The sequence below is a fragment of the Paenibacillus sp. 481 genome (genome assembly GCF_021223605.1).
In the GTDB taxonomy this organism is placed as follows: Bacteria; Bacillota; Bacilli; order Paenibacillales; family Paenibacillaceae; genus Paenibacillus_B.
This window is the reverse complement of sequence record NZ_CP075175.1, coordinates 5639722-5655353: the sequence shown is the minus strand read 5'-3', so window position 1 is coordinate 5655353 and position 15632 is coordinate 5639722. Positions and strand designations below refer to the sequence as shown.

Genomic DNA, 15632 nt, shown 5'->3' with positions numbered 1-15632 from the left:
ATTATAAGAAGCGTATACGTAAATAGATGAGCGTAGGCAGCCCCTACGCTCTTTTTTTTGCTTATGGCGCGAACACAGACAGTAGACCTCCAACACCACCCTATTGACGAGGGAAGTTGGAGGTCTGTTTGTCATATGCGCTTGTCATAAACGCTAGTTGTATCCCCTTGCTATGTTCGCTTGTTATGTTCCCTAGTTATATTCGCTTGACCTCTTAAACATCGATAAATCTCGATCCACACATTCCTGTGTGAGATGTTAAAGCGCCCCGTACACAACGTTTCCTTTAAACATAACCGCACTGCGGTCAGGTCTGCGAGCTACGACCTCCGCCGAACAGGTAGCATCGAAGAAGACGATGTTAGCTGCATCGCCTTGCATTGGCCAGAGGCGGTTGCCCTGCTCATCTAACGTTTTGCGTCCACCTGTAATAAAAGTTAACGCTCCTGTCAGTGACCGCTCGTCGATCCAGCGGTAGCGTTCTGCAAGGCGCGTTGCTTTTTCAAGGACATCGCCCGTGCCGAATGGTGCCCATGAATCGTAGAAGCCGTCACAGCCAAGGGCAACGTGTATTCCTTGTTCATGCATCAAGGGGACAGGAATGGCCCGATTTGTGGCGACTGTTGTCATGATCGACACGCCGAGTGCGGCGAAGCGATCGATCATCTCATTCGTTTGCGCTTGCGGCGAATCGCCCAGCGCAAAAGCATGGCTAATCGCCATCCGGTTATGCCAGCCCGCATCCGCTGTCATGTCGGCCAGCCGTTGCATCGTATGTAAACCGAGCGTGGACGAGTCGTGCAGATGAATATCTACATCTGCATCGGCCTCTACCGCGATGTCCATCATGAGCTGAAGGGAGCGCTCAATGTCGCCATCGACACCTCCTGGGTCGAGTCCACCAACGTGGGTTGCACCTTCCTGCATCGCCTGTCTCATCAGATCGCCTGCTTGCGAGCGCAGCAGGCCGTGTTGTGGAAAGGCGACAATTTCAGCAGTCATGCGGTTGCTGAACGTATCCAGTGCTCTGCGCACCCCTTCCAAATTTTTCAGACCGACATGGGGGTCAATATTGACATGAGTGCGAATATGAGTTGCACCGAAAGAGGCGATCAGCTCTAGCATCGCTTCAGCTCGCGTTTGAATGGAATCTAATAGAATGACCGATTCTTTCGCTTCCATATTCAAACGTTCGATTAAGCTATTGACCGGTTTGCATGATTTCCAACCATAGCCGAGATACGTTTTATCCAAATGATTATGATTTTCTTGGAAAGAGGGAAGTGCCAGCAAATGGTTCGCATTATGCTGTGGCATTTCCGTCTCTAGCGGGCGATCCGCAGAAACGATTTGTTGAATAGTCCCTTGGTCAATTAGAAGATGACACAATTCTGAACGGGTATGAAATACGCCATCCTCGTCTTCGATGAAACCGCTGTCCAGTCGGACGTTTGTGAGCCAGTATGCTGTCATGGGTGGGTTCAGCCTTTCTTTTTGCTAGGATAAAAGAATGGAATCTTTGAAGCTTTGAAGCATTATAGTGAAGCTTAGCACAACTAGGATGAAGAGTGGCATATGGATATTGTATCGTTGTCATATGGAAATGATATGGTGGGATAACTGAATTTTTTATGAAAAAAAAGGATCTTCTCACTTCGTGTGAAAAAGCCTTGATTAAAGTTAGGCAAATCTATTATTTATGCTATTGATGTAAAAAGCAATGGGCGCTATAGTAACATGAATGACATCAATGGCCAGTACATAATAGTTATTAATTTCCAGTTAATGAAACGCCCAACGACAAGGAGACATGGACATGACTACTCAATCCCTACTAATGATGAATATTTCAGAACAATTTGAAACAGCACGCATGTACATTCGCAAACCTTTGCTTGGCGACGGGGTTGAAGTAAATGCAGCGATTATGGAAAGCTGGGCAGACTTGCACAAGTGGATGGTATGGGCGCAAGAAAAGCCTACTGTGGAGGAAACGGAAGAAAATATACGTCAAGCACACATTCATTTTTTAGAACGCAAGCAATTTCGGTTACAAGGCTACCATAAAGAAACAGGTGAATTGGTTTTTTGCGGAGGTTTACATTTGCCGGACTGGAAAGTAAGGAAATTTGAAATTGGTTATTGGGTGAGGAACAAATACGCAGGCAAAGGTCTGGTAACGGAAGCGGTGCAAAAGATCGAGCAATTTGCGATCGAAGAATTGAGGGCCAACCGACTTGTGATACAATGTGATGCTGAAAATGAGCAGAGCGCCAATGTAGCAAGACGATGTGGGTTCACATTAGAGGGGATCATGCGTAACGAGTGCTATGATGCTACGGGTACGAATTTACGTCATACGATGTTGTTCTCTAAGGTAAGAGGGATTGAGTTTAACTAGCAGTACATTTACGCAAGAACTTCTTTATCTGATGGTATAAACTTTGGTGTCATTAATCGAGTTCGTCGTTGTGAATATGATAGTCAGAAAATTACTTTAAGATATTAGTAAAACGAAATCGTTTAACTTATACGCAAACGTGATACAAAGGGTATGGTTAGGGGGATTTTGTTTCATTGATCCATATTTGTTCTATATCTAAATACAATCTGTTTTTCCTACGGTTTACTGCATGTAAGGCTCCGCTGATGGTTGTCAGCTGGAGCCTTATTTTTTAGAAGAATAGTTCCAGTACCAAGCTTCAACTTCTTCTTAGCTTCTAGTCAGCATACGCAACTACTCGTTCCCTACACTTAGGATAAGCTACCCGAAGTCGAATGGAACGGACAAGAAGCCGATTTTTCGGGAAGCGCGTGCGATTCACGCAGCTCGGAAAGCTTGTGCAGCTCGCGTAAATCGTTCACCGACAACTTCTCGTACGGAGCATCCTGATACAAAAAGTTAGGCGACTGCTGCCGATTGTCGTACTGATGATGGAAAATCGGTGTTGCGGCAGGTGAGATCGGCGGAATCAGCCATGTCCAATCGCCTGTTATCGATCGGCCAGCCGTTTGCTCAAGCTGTTCAAACCGCATGAATTGCTGCGCGGCCGTATGATGGTCTACAATACTAACCCCAGCTTCTTTAAATGAATAGAGCACAGCTGTATTCAGCTCAACGAGCGCACGGTCTTTCCAGAGCGAGTAATTAGAGGTCGTCTGGAGTCCCATTTTAGAGGCGACGACAGGCAATACATGATAGCGCTGCTCATCAGCCAAATTGCGCGCTCCGATTTCAGTTCCCATATACCAGCCGTTAAACGGTGCGGCTGTATAGGCAATGCCGCCAATTTCAAGCTGCATGTCCGAAATGATTGGCACGGCGTACCATTTAAGCTGCAAATCTTGCTTAAACCAATCATATTCGGGATGACTTAATGGAACTTCAAGCACCAGTTCCTCAGGAATCGGGAACCATTGCGGGGTTCCATCATCTATTTGTACAACGAGTGGCAGGATATCAAAGTCGGTGCGCTTTCCTTGCCATCCAAGTGACTCACATACGCGTGTAAAGGTCAAGGAGTGCGGGTCACCAATGATCCCATCAGCATGACCATGACCAGTTTCATCACCAATCTCATTTTCACGCTTATATCCGGCATAACGTAGCAATTGATGATTCCAAATTTGGACTCGCGATTTGCCATGTAAACGAGCAGGGAACACCGTAATCGTTGGTCGGATACGCCCCTCGTTCGTTGCATACTGGATATGGTTCAGCAGCGCAGCGCGCACTTCATCGAAGTGCTGCACATCCCGTGCATCCATAACGTGCAGCGACTGCCAAAATAACCTACCAATGCAGCGATTGCTGTTGCGCCATGCCATTTTGGCCCCATGCTCCAGCTCTGAATACGTATGAACATAGCTGCCTGTACGTGTTATTTCTTCCCGAATATGTTGAAGACGCTCAGTCGTTTCCTGTTCGGTGCGACCAAGCTCGCTATAGCATTGTTTAATAAAAGGGACAGCTGCTTCCCAAATGGTTTCGTTTCGAATGATGTTAGCCCCCTTATCCACCCTTGTTCACAATGATACGGAACTAGAAGTGGCTGCATACCGCACATGATTGGCGTTAATACAGTTAGCGTATCATATCGCATAGGCTCGAAAGCATGTCAATTTTCCGAATTTTGAAGCCAATCGATGGTAGCAAGCATGTGAAGTGTTCATTTCCTCATTCCAACCCTCTTCGTCTGCGTAAGTCTATTCCATCCACTCCACATGCTGGAATTAAGCTTTTACATCTAAATACCGATTATATATAATAGATACTAGTTTCATACTCGATAAGGGGAATAATCCCGTGTAATGTCAACGTGTTGCTAAGCCCTGTCCTTGAAGGTATACATATGAACACATGAATACACGAATTGGTTTGTACGATCTGTTATCACTATGATCTGTTTTCACTATGATCTGTTTTCACTATGATCTGTTCTCACTACGATCCGTTATCTTTACGATCGGCTATCTCTGTGAGCGGATATACGTACGAGGCGACCTTATCATACAGTCTTCTATGTTTCCTACACACATGTTAATCACACACCTAAGAAAAAGTAGCGCCGTCGCACGATCGGATCGGTACATACCACGAATAAATTTACAACTATCACCTCTTTTTATACATATATTCATCTTATTTTTTTGTGAAATGCAAGCATGTTGCTTGTCAGCTATATGGGGCAGCGACAATTACGTTGGCAATGGGCGCTTCTTGTGACTTCTGAGTATGGATCAAACAGAGAGGAGAAGATTGCACTTGAAGAGACGTAATACAATGGCATTCACCGCAATGTCTTATGTGTTCTTTACCGTTTCGGTAGCACTCACACTTGGGGGGATCATTTGGTATCTCGATCAACCTTTTGCTGTTAAGGGCTACTATGGGATGGGTGTGTTTTGCACGATCATGGCGAGCTTCACCTTGCAAAAAGTGATTCGTGACAACGAAGAGGACAAACTAGCTCAAGAACGGTCCCCTGATCGTCAGCAGCCAATGGGCAAGCGCAATACGGCAGCGTTTACAGCAATGGCGTATGTGTTTTTTGCTGTATCAGTTGCGCTTACGCTCGGCGGGATTGTCTGGTTTCTGGATCAACCTTTTGCAGTAAAGGGTTACTATGGAATGGGAATATTTTGTACGATTATGGCCAGTTTCACCCTGCAAAAAGTAATTCGCGACAACGATGAGGACAAGCGCTTGGTTGAGAGCCCTGTCGGGGCGAGGGCGGAGCACCTTTCGTAACAACAGATGGCAACAAACTGTAATCATTTCAAAAACGGACTGCCCATCAAGGGTAGTCCGTTTGTTCGTTCTAATATAACAAAAGTATTCCGGGTCAATCCGTGCAAAACGTAGGTGTGTATCTTTATATTTAAGTTAAAGTGCCCATTCACGATGGCAGATGTCTACATATGGTGGTATATATGCGGAAGCGGGTTTATTGAATGTATGCCTTGAAAAGGGAAGGGTGCTCGTACAATGGCCAAAAAAAAGTCAGAAGAATTAACATGGACAGCAGACGACATCGCCATAGTTGGACTTTTATTTTCCATTTTAGGTGATTTTTTTGAGTTACTGGCCATTTTTCAAACACGTCTAGAAGAGGCCGAAGCGGAAGCTGAAGGAAAACCATCGGAGGATGTGCCTCCACTAACACTGCCGCTTAGAAATAAACGAGCCTTAACTGCGCACATAAAACAGAAATATACCAACCAATATGAAGAAAAATAAGACGTAATAAACCGTTAACCGGCCCCAATTTTTCATAAAGCTTGCTCCGTATTTCTCCCGATGCTGCTGTGAACCGAGCCATAAGGTTATACCTAGCCCTACGAGCATGACTACGATAACGATCCCCATTAAAATCTTCATCATGATGCCCCCTAGTAATAATTATCTACGTATAGCATACTTTGTTCTGTTTTCGCTGAGACCATCCAATTGTTGTTTATTTAGGCCATCCACTTTATGATAATAAGCGTATACATTATGAAATGGACAGGTGAGGCAACTTGGAATGGAAGCCCAATCGTAATATAAGTATGCCCGTTTACCGTCAGATCGCAGCTTACATAGAAGAACGAATTTCTTGCGGTGAACTCCCGCCAGGAAGCTTGCTTCCGTCTGAGAGGGAATTGGCTCAATTGCTGCAAGTAAATCGGAGTACAGTTGTGTCCGCTTATGATCAGTTGCGTTCTTTTGGCATCGTCCAACGCGAGCAAGGGAGCGGAACACGTGTAAGTAAAGATATGTGGGGCAGCTCCAAGGTGCGCGTTCCGAATTGGAAACGCATGATCGATACAGGAGCATTCGCCTCTAATCAACCACTTATGCAGACCATTCGCAAAGTGGTACAAGAGTGCAACGCCAACATGATCGATCTTGCCAGTGGAGAGTTGGCCGAATCATTATATCCAACCGAGGCGCTGCGGCGAATTATTGCTGAACAGTCATTCGATATGCCGTTTGGCTACGGCCATTTGCAGGGCTATTATCCGCTGCGTCAGACGTTGGCCGAACAAGAACATCATATGAAGCAAATTGATTGCACGCCCTCATCTATCTTAATCACGTCAGGGGTGCAGCAAGCTCTGCACCTTGTTGCGCAATGCCTACTCAAAGCAGGGGATACGGTGGCAATTGAAAATCCGTCTTACTGCTATTCGTTGCCGATGTTTCATAAGGCAGGCATTCGTACATGTTTACTATCAGTCGATCGGCACGGGATCGATCCCGAACAGCTCGTCCAGCTTCATCGCAAGCAGCGGATTAAGATGATATTCGTGAATCCGAACTATCATAATCCTACAGGCACTGTGCTTTCGTATGAGCGCCGCTTACGGCTGCTCCACATTTCGGCTGAATACGGAATTCCGATCGTTGAAGATGATCCTTACAGCTTGACATCGTACGATGGACAGGTTGTACCTACTTTAAAATCGTTGGACCGCAATGGCTCTGTCCTGTACATAAGTTCTTTGACGAAGATCGTATCTTCCGGCATTCGCATGGGCTGGGTTATTGGCCCGCAAGCAGTTATTGAGCGGTTAACAGATGCGAAGCAGCAAATTGATTTTGGACATAGCGTTGTGTCGCAATGGGTGGCCAATCAGTTTATTCGTTCGGATGCGTACACGACTCATCTCATTCGCTTAAGACGAGAACTTAAGCAGCGCAAGGACGCTGTGATCAGCAGCTTGCAGCAGATGCGGGCACAGGGAATACCCATTGAAGAGCTGGCGGAGCCGCAGGGGGGGATTCATGTGTGGTGCAAGCTTCACGCCACATTTCCTGCATCCAGATTGCTTAAGGAAGCGATACAACGGGATGTGATATACGTTCCTGGTATTGCAATGGGGCAAGATGAACGTTGTGTACGTTTCTCTTATGGCAAGGCTACTCCGGCCCAGTTGGAAGCAGCGCTGCAGCGATTTTCTGCGGCATGGGCAGCGTGTAATTGAAGGCTAAAATAAGGACTTGCTGATCGCGGATTTTTTCTGCAGAAAGGCAAGTTTTATTTTGTTGCCAAAAGGATATGCGTCAAATGGCACAATTTACATAGTGCCAAAAGCCTAAATTATTTAGCTGTTAATTCCGATAAATATATCTTTGAACTATGAAATAGATAGAGAGAGTTAGAGAGGGGAAGCAATACGATGGAAATGCTTGTGAAGAAATTCCGAGATTTGAAGACATCAACCAAGATAGGGCTGCTCGTAGGTGTGAGCCTTTTATTTTTACTGCTCAATGCAACCATCACTTATCGTGCTTTAAAAGATATTGAGGGCGTAAATGCGAGTATTTACAATTACAATTTGAAGTCGATTATTTGGCTGAATGATATGATTCAAAATAATCGTTCTGTCGACGCTGCATTGTTTGAAATGATGGTGTCAGATGATGCTGCTAACAAAGAAAAGTTGAAAGAGTATATTTCCCAGTTAAGAGATAGTAACAATAAGTTACTTAAGAGCTACAAACAAGTTACGGCAAATGAAGAACATCTAAAGCTAGTCAAACAATATGAAGACTTATTGAAACCTTATCGTCAACAATACAATAAGACAAAAGAGCTGGCCATGCAAGGCCGCGGCGCAGAAGCTTTTGACGTATACGATGAGCATGTACGTCCCGTTCGTGCGAAAGTGCAGGTCGTATTGGGCGAGCTTGTAACGCGCAACGAAAAGCTTGGGGGACAGCAAGTGAACCAAGCGCGAGACTGGGCGAGATCGGCAACAGAATCGACGCTTGTCATTTGTCTTATTTCCATTATAGTGAGTGGGGCATTTGCCTACCTTATCGTTCGTGTTATCGTTCATCCTTTGCGAGAGGTGCAGTGGCTGATGACAAACGCTTCGCAAGGAGATTTGTCTATACGAGGTACATATAATGCCAAGGATGAAATCGGAACGCTTGTGAAAGATTTCAATTCAATGATTGACGGTTTGTCTACGATTATACAGACGGTTAACGATCGTTCTAATCTGCTTATGAACAGTTCTTATACGGTTGCTAATCATGCACGAGAAACGATGCAAGTTACGGAAAAGATTACGGCTTCGATGGAAGATATGTCAACGGGTGCAAAGATGCAGAAGCAGGCGTCGAAAGAAAATGCAATCGCATTGGAAGAGTTTGCACGTGGCATTCAATCTATCGTTGAAAATTCCACCAGTGTAGCTGATCTATCTTCGCACTCAGCCGTACGCGCTGAAGAAGGAAACCGTACGTTGAAGCAAGCGATTGAGCAAATGAACTCGATTCAGTTATCTGTACGTACGACTGCTTCTGTCATTGAAGAGCTTGATGATCGCTCTAATCAAATTGGCAATATTGTTGGCGTTATGACAGGGATTGCTGGCCAAACGAATTTGCTGGCCTTGAATGCCTCCATTGAAGCTGCTCGTGCCGGAGAGAGTGGCAGAGGATTCGCAGTGGTTGCAGGTGAAGTGCGTAAACTGGCAGAGCAGTCATCCGTGTCAGCGAAGCAGATCAAAGAGCTAATTGAAGAGATTCAATCCAGCACGCATCAGACCGTATCTGCAATGGCCCATGTACAAGAAGATGTTGTTGCGGGTACCGTAATCGTGAAGCAAGCAAGTGAAATGTTTGAACATATTTTAGCGCTTGTCCAGCAAGTATCCGGTCAGATACAGGAAGCTTCTGCCGCAACCGAGGAAATGTCGGCCGGCACGGAAGAAATTTCGGCTTCCATTGATGAGATGGCTGGAATCGCTGCGGAAACAGCGGGTACGGTTCAAGTTGTCGTATCCGAATCTGAAGAGCAGCTTGCTTCGATTGAAAGCATTAGCGAAGCCATGGACGAGTTAAAGCAACTCGCAGAAGATTTGCAAAGCTTAGTCGCAAAATTCAAATTGTAACACGCCATCTACGATCGTGTTCCTCAATCGCCTCGCTTATTAAGCGAGGCGATTGTTATTTACCTCTACCATGGAAAAAGTGGAATAATAAAGTTCACTCCTCCACATACTGATTTTGCACCCTGTATACATACATGTTGGATGAACCATACAGGTCAGACGGATATTGATGGAGGAGGGAGTATATGCAGAACGTTCTTGAAGTTATTTTGCGTACGCTGACAGCTGTGGTCGTCTTGTTCTTTATTACGAAAATGCTGGGTAAGCGGCAAATTTCGCAGCTGTCCTTGTTCGAATATATTACGGGCATTACGATTGGCAGCCTTGCGGCCTATGTATCGCTTGATTTGGAAAGTAATTGGTATTTAGGCATTTTATCGCTAGCTGTATGGGCGCTCGTTTCGCTAGGAATCGAATTTGCCCAACTCAAAAGTAAGAAGCTCCGTGATGGTATTGATGGGACAGGCACTGTGCTTATTAAAGAAGGCAAGATTCTAGAAGATAATTTGAAAAAAGAGCGCCTAACCTTGGACGAATTAATGGAACAACTGCGTAGCAAGCAGGTGTTTGCCCTTGCGGACGTCGAATTTGCGACGATGGAAGTTAACGGTCAAGTTAACGTCTTGCTTAAAAAAGAAAATTTGCCGGTCACGGCTAAAATGCTCGGGCTTAGCGTACTTGCAGAATCGGAGCCGCAGACGGTCATTTCAGATGGAAACATCATGAATGAACCACTGGCTGCCGCAGGATATACACGGGAGTGGTTAAAGGCGGAACTGAATCAGTTAAGCTTAACACCAGAGCAAGTATATGCGGCTCAAGTTGATTCTAATGGTCAGTTGTTCGTAGATTTATACAAAGACAGCATTAGCCCGACCAATCCGAGTCAGCATATGCAGCTGTTAGCCGCCTTGAAAAAATGCACAACCGAACTAGAGCAGTTAACTGGAACTGCAAAAACAAAGCAAGACCGAAAGAAAGTGGAGCAATGCACGAAGAGCTTGAAAGAGGCGATTGCTAAAGTAGGCCCCTTGTTGCAAACGTAGCGATTATAGCTCCTCTAGAGGTGGGAATAAGTTGAAGCAAAGAAGCGTTCTCCTAGTGTCAGGTGGAGAATGCTTCTTTTTGTATATAAATGGATGTTAATTACTATAAAGGTTTTGTCGTATTTTGTCGATAAATAAGCAACGCAAGACAACAGAAATCGTAACACGAAGGAAAGAGGGACAAGAATGATTAATCTCAAATTACAAAATTGGAAGACATCTGTAAAGATGTACACACTTGTGGCTACAGGTGTATTGTTTTTAGTTCTAATATCAGTTAATGCGAACTACTCGCTACAGCAAATCGGTCAAAAAAATAGTAGCCTCTTCGAACATCATCTCAAAGGTATTATTTGGCTCAAACAAATGATTATTAACAATCGCACGATAGATACCGCGTTATTTGAACTCATGGTTTCTTCTGATCCGGCACGCATGAATATCCTCAAAAAAGAGGTAGATGAGCTGCAAGCGGACAACAATCTTCTACTAACTCAGTACAAAGCAGTCGCAGATGATAAACAGGAACTCATGCTGTTGTCTAAATATGAAGCAGCACTTCAACCTTATCGACAAGAAGTTGACGAAACCATTGCGCTAGCGAGCGTAAACAAAAATGAAGAAGCGTATGCCAAGTACAAAACAGAAGTACGCGATGTCCGTAAAGTTGTACAAGATTTGTCGCTAGAACTTATCCAATGGAATGAGAAAATCGGGGAGCAGGAAGTAGCTAAAACGAACCAACTTGTGCAATCCTCGGCCTCAGGTAGTGTGGTGATGACAGGTATTGCATTAGTGCTCTGTCTGGCACTAGGAACGTATATCGTCCGTCTGATCGTCAAGCCGCTTCAAAAGATGCAGCAGCTTATGGCTCTAGCTGAGCAGGGCGATTTAACTGTACGTGGTACGTACAACGCTAAAGATGAAATTGGGAAGCTGACGAGGGACTTCAATAAGATGATGGAAGGGTTATCGACGATCATGCGCACCGTGCAAGAGCGCTCGCAAACCCTACTTGCTAGTTCTACTTATGTGGCCAAACATGCACAGGAATCGACCCAATCGACGGAGCGGATTATCGCTTCCATGGATCAAGTTGCAACAGGTGCGCAAGTACAGCAGCAAGCTTCACAGGAAAATGCAACTGCCTTGGAAGAGTTTGCACGAGGCATTCAGTCGATTGTGGAAAATACGAGCGCTGTCGCTGATTTGTCAAACCAATCATCGGATCAAGCGAATGAAGGGCAATTGATTTTGCATAAGTCGATGGAGCAAATGGAATCTATTCACCAATCCGTAACGACAACCTCGCAATCGGTGTCGTTGTTGAGTGATCGTTCTGAGCGGATCGTCGGCATCGTTGATGTGATGAGCAATATCGCAAAGCAAACGAATTTACTTGCGTTGAATGCATCCATTGAAGCAGCACGAGCAGGTGAAAGCGGCAAAGGCTTTGCGGTTGTCGCAGGTGAGGTGCGCAAGCTTGCCGAGCAATCGGCTACCTCGGCACAGCAAATTACGGCGCTGATTACAGAAATGCAGCAAAGTACGAAGGAAACGGTAAGCGCGATGTCGGTCGTACGACAAGATGTCGCTTCTGGTAAAGAGGTTATCGAGCAAGCGGGCCAAGTGTTTGCAGACATTGTAAGGATCGTTCAACAAGTGTCAGCTGAAGTCCAGGAAGCCTCGGCTGCTACCGAGCAAATGTCTGCGGGCACGGAGGAGTTGTCTGCTTCGGTTGATGAGATGGCCAGCATTGCAACTGCGACGTCGGACAACGTGCAGACGGTTGTGTTAGCGTCGGAAGAGCAGTTTGCAGCGATGGAAAACATAACGAGTGCGATTGATGAATTGAAGCAATTAGCGGATGACATGCAGGAAATTGTACAAAAATTCAATCTGGCATAACGTGGTATCGTTCGAGTAAGCCGCGTAAAGATGGATATTTCGCCATCTTTACGCGGCTTTTTTTGTTGAATTTTGTATACAGGTGTAAGTAAAAGAGGTGCTGATCGTTATGTTAGTTATAACCTTTTTTTACAAGAGAGAATGGAGAGGAAGCGATCATGTTGAAGCACCATCGTACTGCCAGAAAGTTACTTATTTTTACGTTAACGATGTCATTCCTATTTCCGTTGTTGGCAGCTTGCAGCAGTGGGGATAAACAGCAAGAAGCCGAACAAGTATTGCGTATCGGAATTCCGACGAGCTACGGGGATGACAGCCATTTCCGGAGAGAATTTACCGATATGTTTGAATTGGCTCATAAAAATGTGAAGATTGAAATTGTTCCAGGGGCAGTAAAGGAAGGTTATCGTTATATGGACTGGTCACAGCCTCAAAAAGGTGAAGATGAATTTAAAAATATGAAAAAATTAATGAATTCTTCCCAGCCGGTCGACGTTGTCGTAACGGATATACAAACACATTCTCAATTGGCGAAAGAAGGGCTCATTAAAGATTTAGAACCGCTGATGAAAAAAGACAACGTGGATACAAACGATATGATCCCCGCGATCATGAACGGGATTAAAGCTATGGGAGATGGCAAAGTATATGGATTAACGTCGACCTTCAGCTCTTCTGCTTTGTTCTATAACAAGAAATTGTTTAAGGATGCAGGTGTTCCGTTGCCAACAGATGGAATGAGCTGGGATGAAGTATTTGCGCTTGCGAAACGTGTAAGCAAAGGCGAAGGCAAAGATCGTACGTATGGTTTTAATTTTGATAAATACCCATCGAGTCTGTACTATCAACTCTATCATTACACAGCACCGCTAAATATGCGCGAATATGACGATAAAGCTGAGAAAATGGTCGTGAACGGACCTCAATGGAAAAAGTTTCTCGAACAATTGAGCAGCTTGAGCAAAGAAAAAGTGATGTATCAAGAGGACGATTCTCAGCAGGAACGCAGAGAAGGCCCGCTTGCGTATGATTTGTTCCTATCCAACAAAACAGCAATGGTAATAGGCCACTATGGTTATACGGATGAACTCAATACGGTCATGAATATGGGGAATAAAGTTAAAGGATTAACTCCGTTCGAGTGGGATGTTGTCACTTTACCTGAGCATCATGAAGCTCCTGGCGTGAGTGGTGGTTATTACTTATCGGATATGACGGCGATCAATAACAAAGCGACAAATCCAGATCTGGCTTGGGAATTTGTTAAGTTCGTCAATAGTCCCGAAATGATCAAGCTTAAATCTCGCAGCTCGTATCAACTCGTCAATAGCCAATCTGTACTGAAACAAAAAGAGGGGCTCAATTTTAACGCGGAAGCCTTCTATAAGCTGAAATTGAATGTGCCGGACGCTTCAGCGATTAAGCAGCAAGAGTTGCAACGAGAAAGACCGAGTCTGCGCTATATGAGTGACTTGCAAGCTCGAATTATTGGTGAGATTATTTCCGGTAAAAAATCAGTGGCAGACGGTTTAAAAGAGTGGGAAACAAGAGGTAACGATATGCTGCAGCATATTAAGAAAAATCCATCTGGTAAAATGGATAATCTCATTCAAAAAGAGGTTTATGGTAAATAATATCATAGCATTGCCATGAATATTGTCTCTTAGCAAGCATAAATGTGCTGAACATGCTGCTAAGAGATTTTTTTATAAAATGTTGTTGTTAAAGTGTAACTTTATATCCAATTATTACGTCTAAGTTACGTATTATTTCAAATATATTGAAAATTGATGCAATTCAAGGAGGAGTAACAGAGTGAAGAGCAAGCGAATCGTGAAAAAAGTGCTGCTGTTGTCGTTAGCGATGTCTCTTATGATCCCGTTGTTTACAGCATGCACCAGCAGTGAATCTAGTAAAGGGGAAGGCAATCAAGTATTGCGTATCGGTATTCTCAACGGAATCTCTGATGACTCTCATTTTAGAAACCAATATACAGATATTTTTGAAATTACAAATAAGGGTGTCCGGATTGAAATTGTGCCCGCTGTAAACCAAGATGCTAGACGCTACGAGGATCACAATAACCCAACAGCTAAAGCGGAAGATGGCTTGGCCAACTTAAAGAAATTACTGACCGGATCGAATCCGGTAGATGTCGTCGTAGCTGACGTGCACAGCTATCAAGCATTAGTGCGCGATGGCTTGTTAAAAGATATTTCTCCGTTAGTACAAAAAGAAAACATCGATCTAACGAAATATGTTCCTGCTGTTATCGACGGAATTAAAGCGCTTGGCGATGGCAAGCTATACGGTTTAACACCTTCATTCGATGCTTCCGCTATTTATTACAATAAGAAATTGTTTAAAGAAGCGGGGGTAGATTTCCCGCGGGATGGGATGGATTGGGATGAGTTATTTACACTTGCTCAACGGGTAAGTAAAGGTGAGGGGAAGGCGAGAACGTACGGCTTTAGCTTCTCACAACATAGTTCTGATCTTAATACTGCCGTTGATATGTATACGAAGCCGTTAAATTTGCTTAAATTTGATGAAAAAGGAGAGAAGATGCTTGTCAACTCTCCGCAGTGGAAAAGAGCGTTGGAAAAACTCGTGAAGTTGTATCGGGACAAAACGGTGATGAGTGAGCAGCCGCAATGGAGTGAGAAAAGTGGACCACTTGATTACGATTTATTCTTATCAGGTAGAACCGCAATGGTCGTTGGGTCGTATTTTTTTGCCCAGTCGGTTAACGATGCGATGCAAAATGCAGGCAAAATCAAAGGCTTCACTCCGTTTGAGTGGGATGTGGTAACCTTACCCGAACACCGCGAAATGCCAGGTGTAAACAGCTCGATACAATTGTCTGACATTATTTCCATTAATGCAAAAGCGAACAACCCCGAATTGGCATGGAAATTCCTTGAGTTTTCCAATAGCGAAGACATCATTAAATTAAAATCACGCAACAGCTACAACTTAGTCTCCATCAAGTCCTTAATTAACAAATCGGAAAAAGCAAACTACAACATTGAAGCTTTTTACAAGATGAAGCCACTTCCTCCCAACAAGAACGACATTCAAATGTCGAAGCTGTTCGAACAAAAACCTAACATTCATTACATTTTAGAACTTGAGCATCAAATGATGTATAAAATGCTGGCCAGCAAAAAGTCTGTCGATGAATTTTTGAAAGATTGGGAGTCAAAAGGAAATAGTCTACTTCAACAAATTAAAAAAACACCACGAGGCAATTTGAGCGAATCGGTACTGCAAATCATTCATAATTAA

Annotated in this window: 12 protein-coding genes; 9 read left to right on the top strand and 3 right to left on the bottom strand. The window is 44.3% G+C overall.

Translation table 11 applies throughout. The features are described from left to right. Positions 1-258: 258 nt before the first annotated feature. Entirely contained in the window at positions 259-1473 is a 1215-nt protein-coding gene (locus KIK04_RS23980) for an amidohydrolase (protein ID WP_232276290.1), read from the bottom strand. A 343-nt stretch (positions 1474-1816) separates the two neighbouring features. Here KIK04_RS23980 and KIK04_RS23975 point away from each other — a divergent pair, with 343 nt between their 5' ends. After that, complete coding sequence (locus KIK04_RS23975) at positions 1817-2401, top strand: GNAT family N-acetyltransferase (RefSeq protein WP_232276289.1); 585 nt, start codon at positions 1817-1819, stop codon at positions 2399-2401. A 353-nt stretch (positions 2402-2754) separates the two neighbouring features. Here KIK04_RS23975 and KIK04_RS23970 read toward each other — a convergent pair whose 3' ends face one another. Next, the gene (locus KIK04_RS23970; RefSeq protein WP_269670981.1) at positions 2755-4020 is read right to left on the bottom strand and encodes a nitric oxide synthase oxygenase; all 1266 of its coding nucleotides are present in this window, start codon (positions 4018-4020) and stop codon (positions 2755-2757) included. A gap of 745 nt (positions 4021-4765) precedes the next feature. Here KIK04_RS23970 and KIK04_RS23965 point away from each other — a divergent pair. Together KIK04_RS23965 and KIK04_RS23960 are read left to right on the top strand one after the other, a co-directional pair. Next, positions 4766-5251: a YiaA/YiaB family inner membrane protein gene (locus tag KIK04_RS23965; protein WP_232276288.1), complete on the top strand. Its 486-nt coding sequence runs from the start codon at positions 4766-4768 to the stop codon at positions 5249-5251. Between the two features lie 237 nt (positions 5252-5488). Continuing rightward, the gene (locus tag KIK04_RS23960; protein WP_232276287.1) at positions 5489-5740 is read left to right on the top strand and encodes a hypothetical protein; all 252 of its coding nucleotides are present in this window, start codon (positions 5489-5491) and stop codon (positions 5738-5740) included. Here KIK04_RS23960 and KIK04_RS23955 read toward each other — a convergent pair. Continuing rightward, positions 5690-5884, bottom strand: coding sequence for a hypothetical protein (locus KIK04_RS23955; protein ID WP_232276286.1), 195 nt, complete (start codon positions 5882-5884; stop codon positions 5690-5692). The two genes, KIK04_RS23960 and KIK04_RS23955, sit on opposite strands and share 51 nt — an antisense overlap. 137 nt (positions 5885-6021) lie before the next feature. On the opposite strand from KIK04_RS23955, the gene pdxR reads away from it, so the two are divergent. The 6 genes from pdxR to KIK04_RS23925 all read left to right on the top strand — a co-directional run bounded on the left by pdxR (position 6022) and on the right by KIK04_RS23925 (position 15632). Continuing rightward, positions 6022-7470, top strand: coding sequence for a MocR-like pyridoxine biosynthesis transcription factor PdxR (gene pdxR / locus KIK04_RS23950; protein WP_232276285.1), 1449 nt, complete (start codon positions 6022-6024; stop codon positions 7468-7470). Positions 7471-7665: 195 nt separating this feature from the next. Then, the gene (locus KIK04_RS23945; protein WP_232276284.1) at positions 7666-9390 is read left to right on the top strand and encodes a methyl-accepting chemotaxis protein; all 1725 of its coding nucleotides are present in this window, start codon (positions 7666-7668) and stop codon (positions 9388-9390) included. A gap of 185 nt (positions 9391-9575) precedes the next feature. After that, positions 9576-10436, top strand: coding sequence for a DUF421 domain-containing protein (locus tag KIK04_RS23940; RefSeq protein ID WP_232276283.1), 861 nt, complete (start codon positions 9576-9578; stop codon positions 10434-10436). A 186-nt stretch (positions 10437-10622) separates the two neighbouring features. Beyond that, positions 10623-12344, top strand: a complete 1722-nt coding sequence (locus KIK04_RS23935; RefSeq protein WP_232276282.1) for a methyl-accepting chemotaxis protein — start codon at positions 10623-10625, stop codon at positions 12342-12344. Between the two features lie 158 nt (positions 12345-12502). Continuing rightward, complete coding sequence (locus KIK04_RS23930) at positions 12503-13978, top strand: ABC transporter substrate-binding protein (RefSeq protein ID WP_232276281.1); 1476 nt, start codon at positions 12503-12505, stop codon at positions 13976-13978. A 181-nt stretch (positions 13979-14159) separates the two neighbouring features. Then, positions 14160-15632 (top strand): ABC transporter substrate-binding protein, encoded by a 1473-nt coding sequence (locus KIK04_RS23925; protein ID WP_232276280.1) that lies wholly within the window; start codon positions 14160-14162, stop codon positions 15630-15632.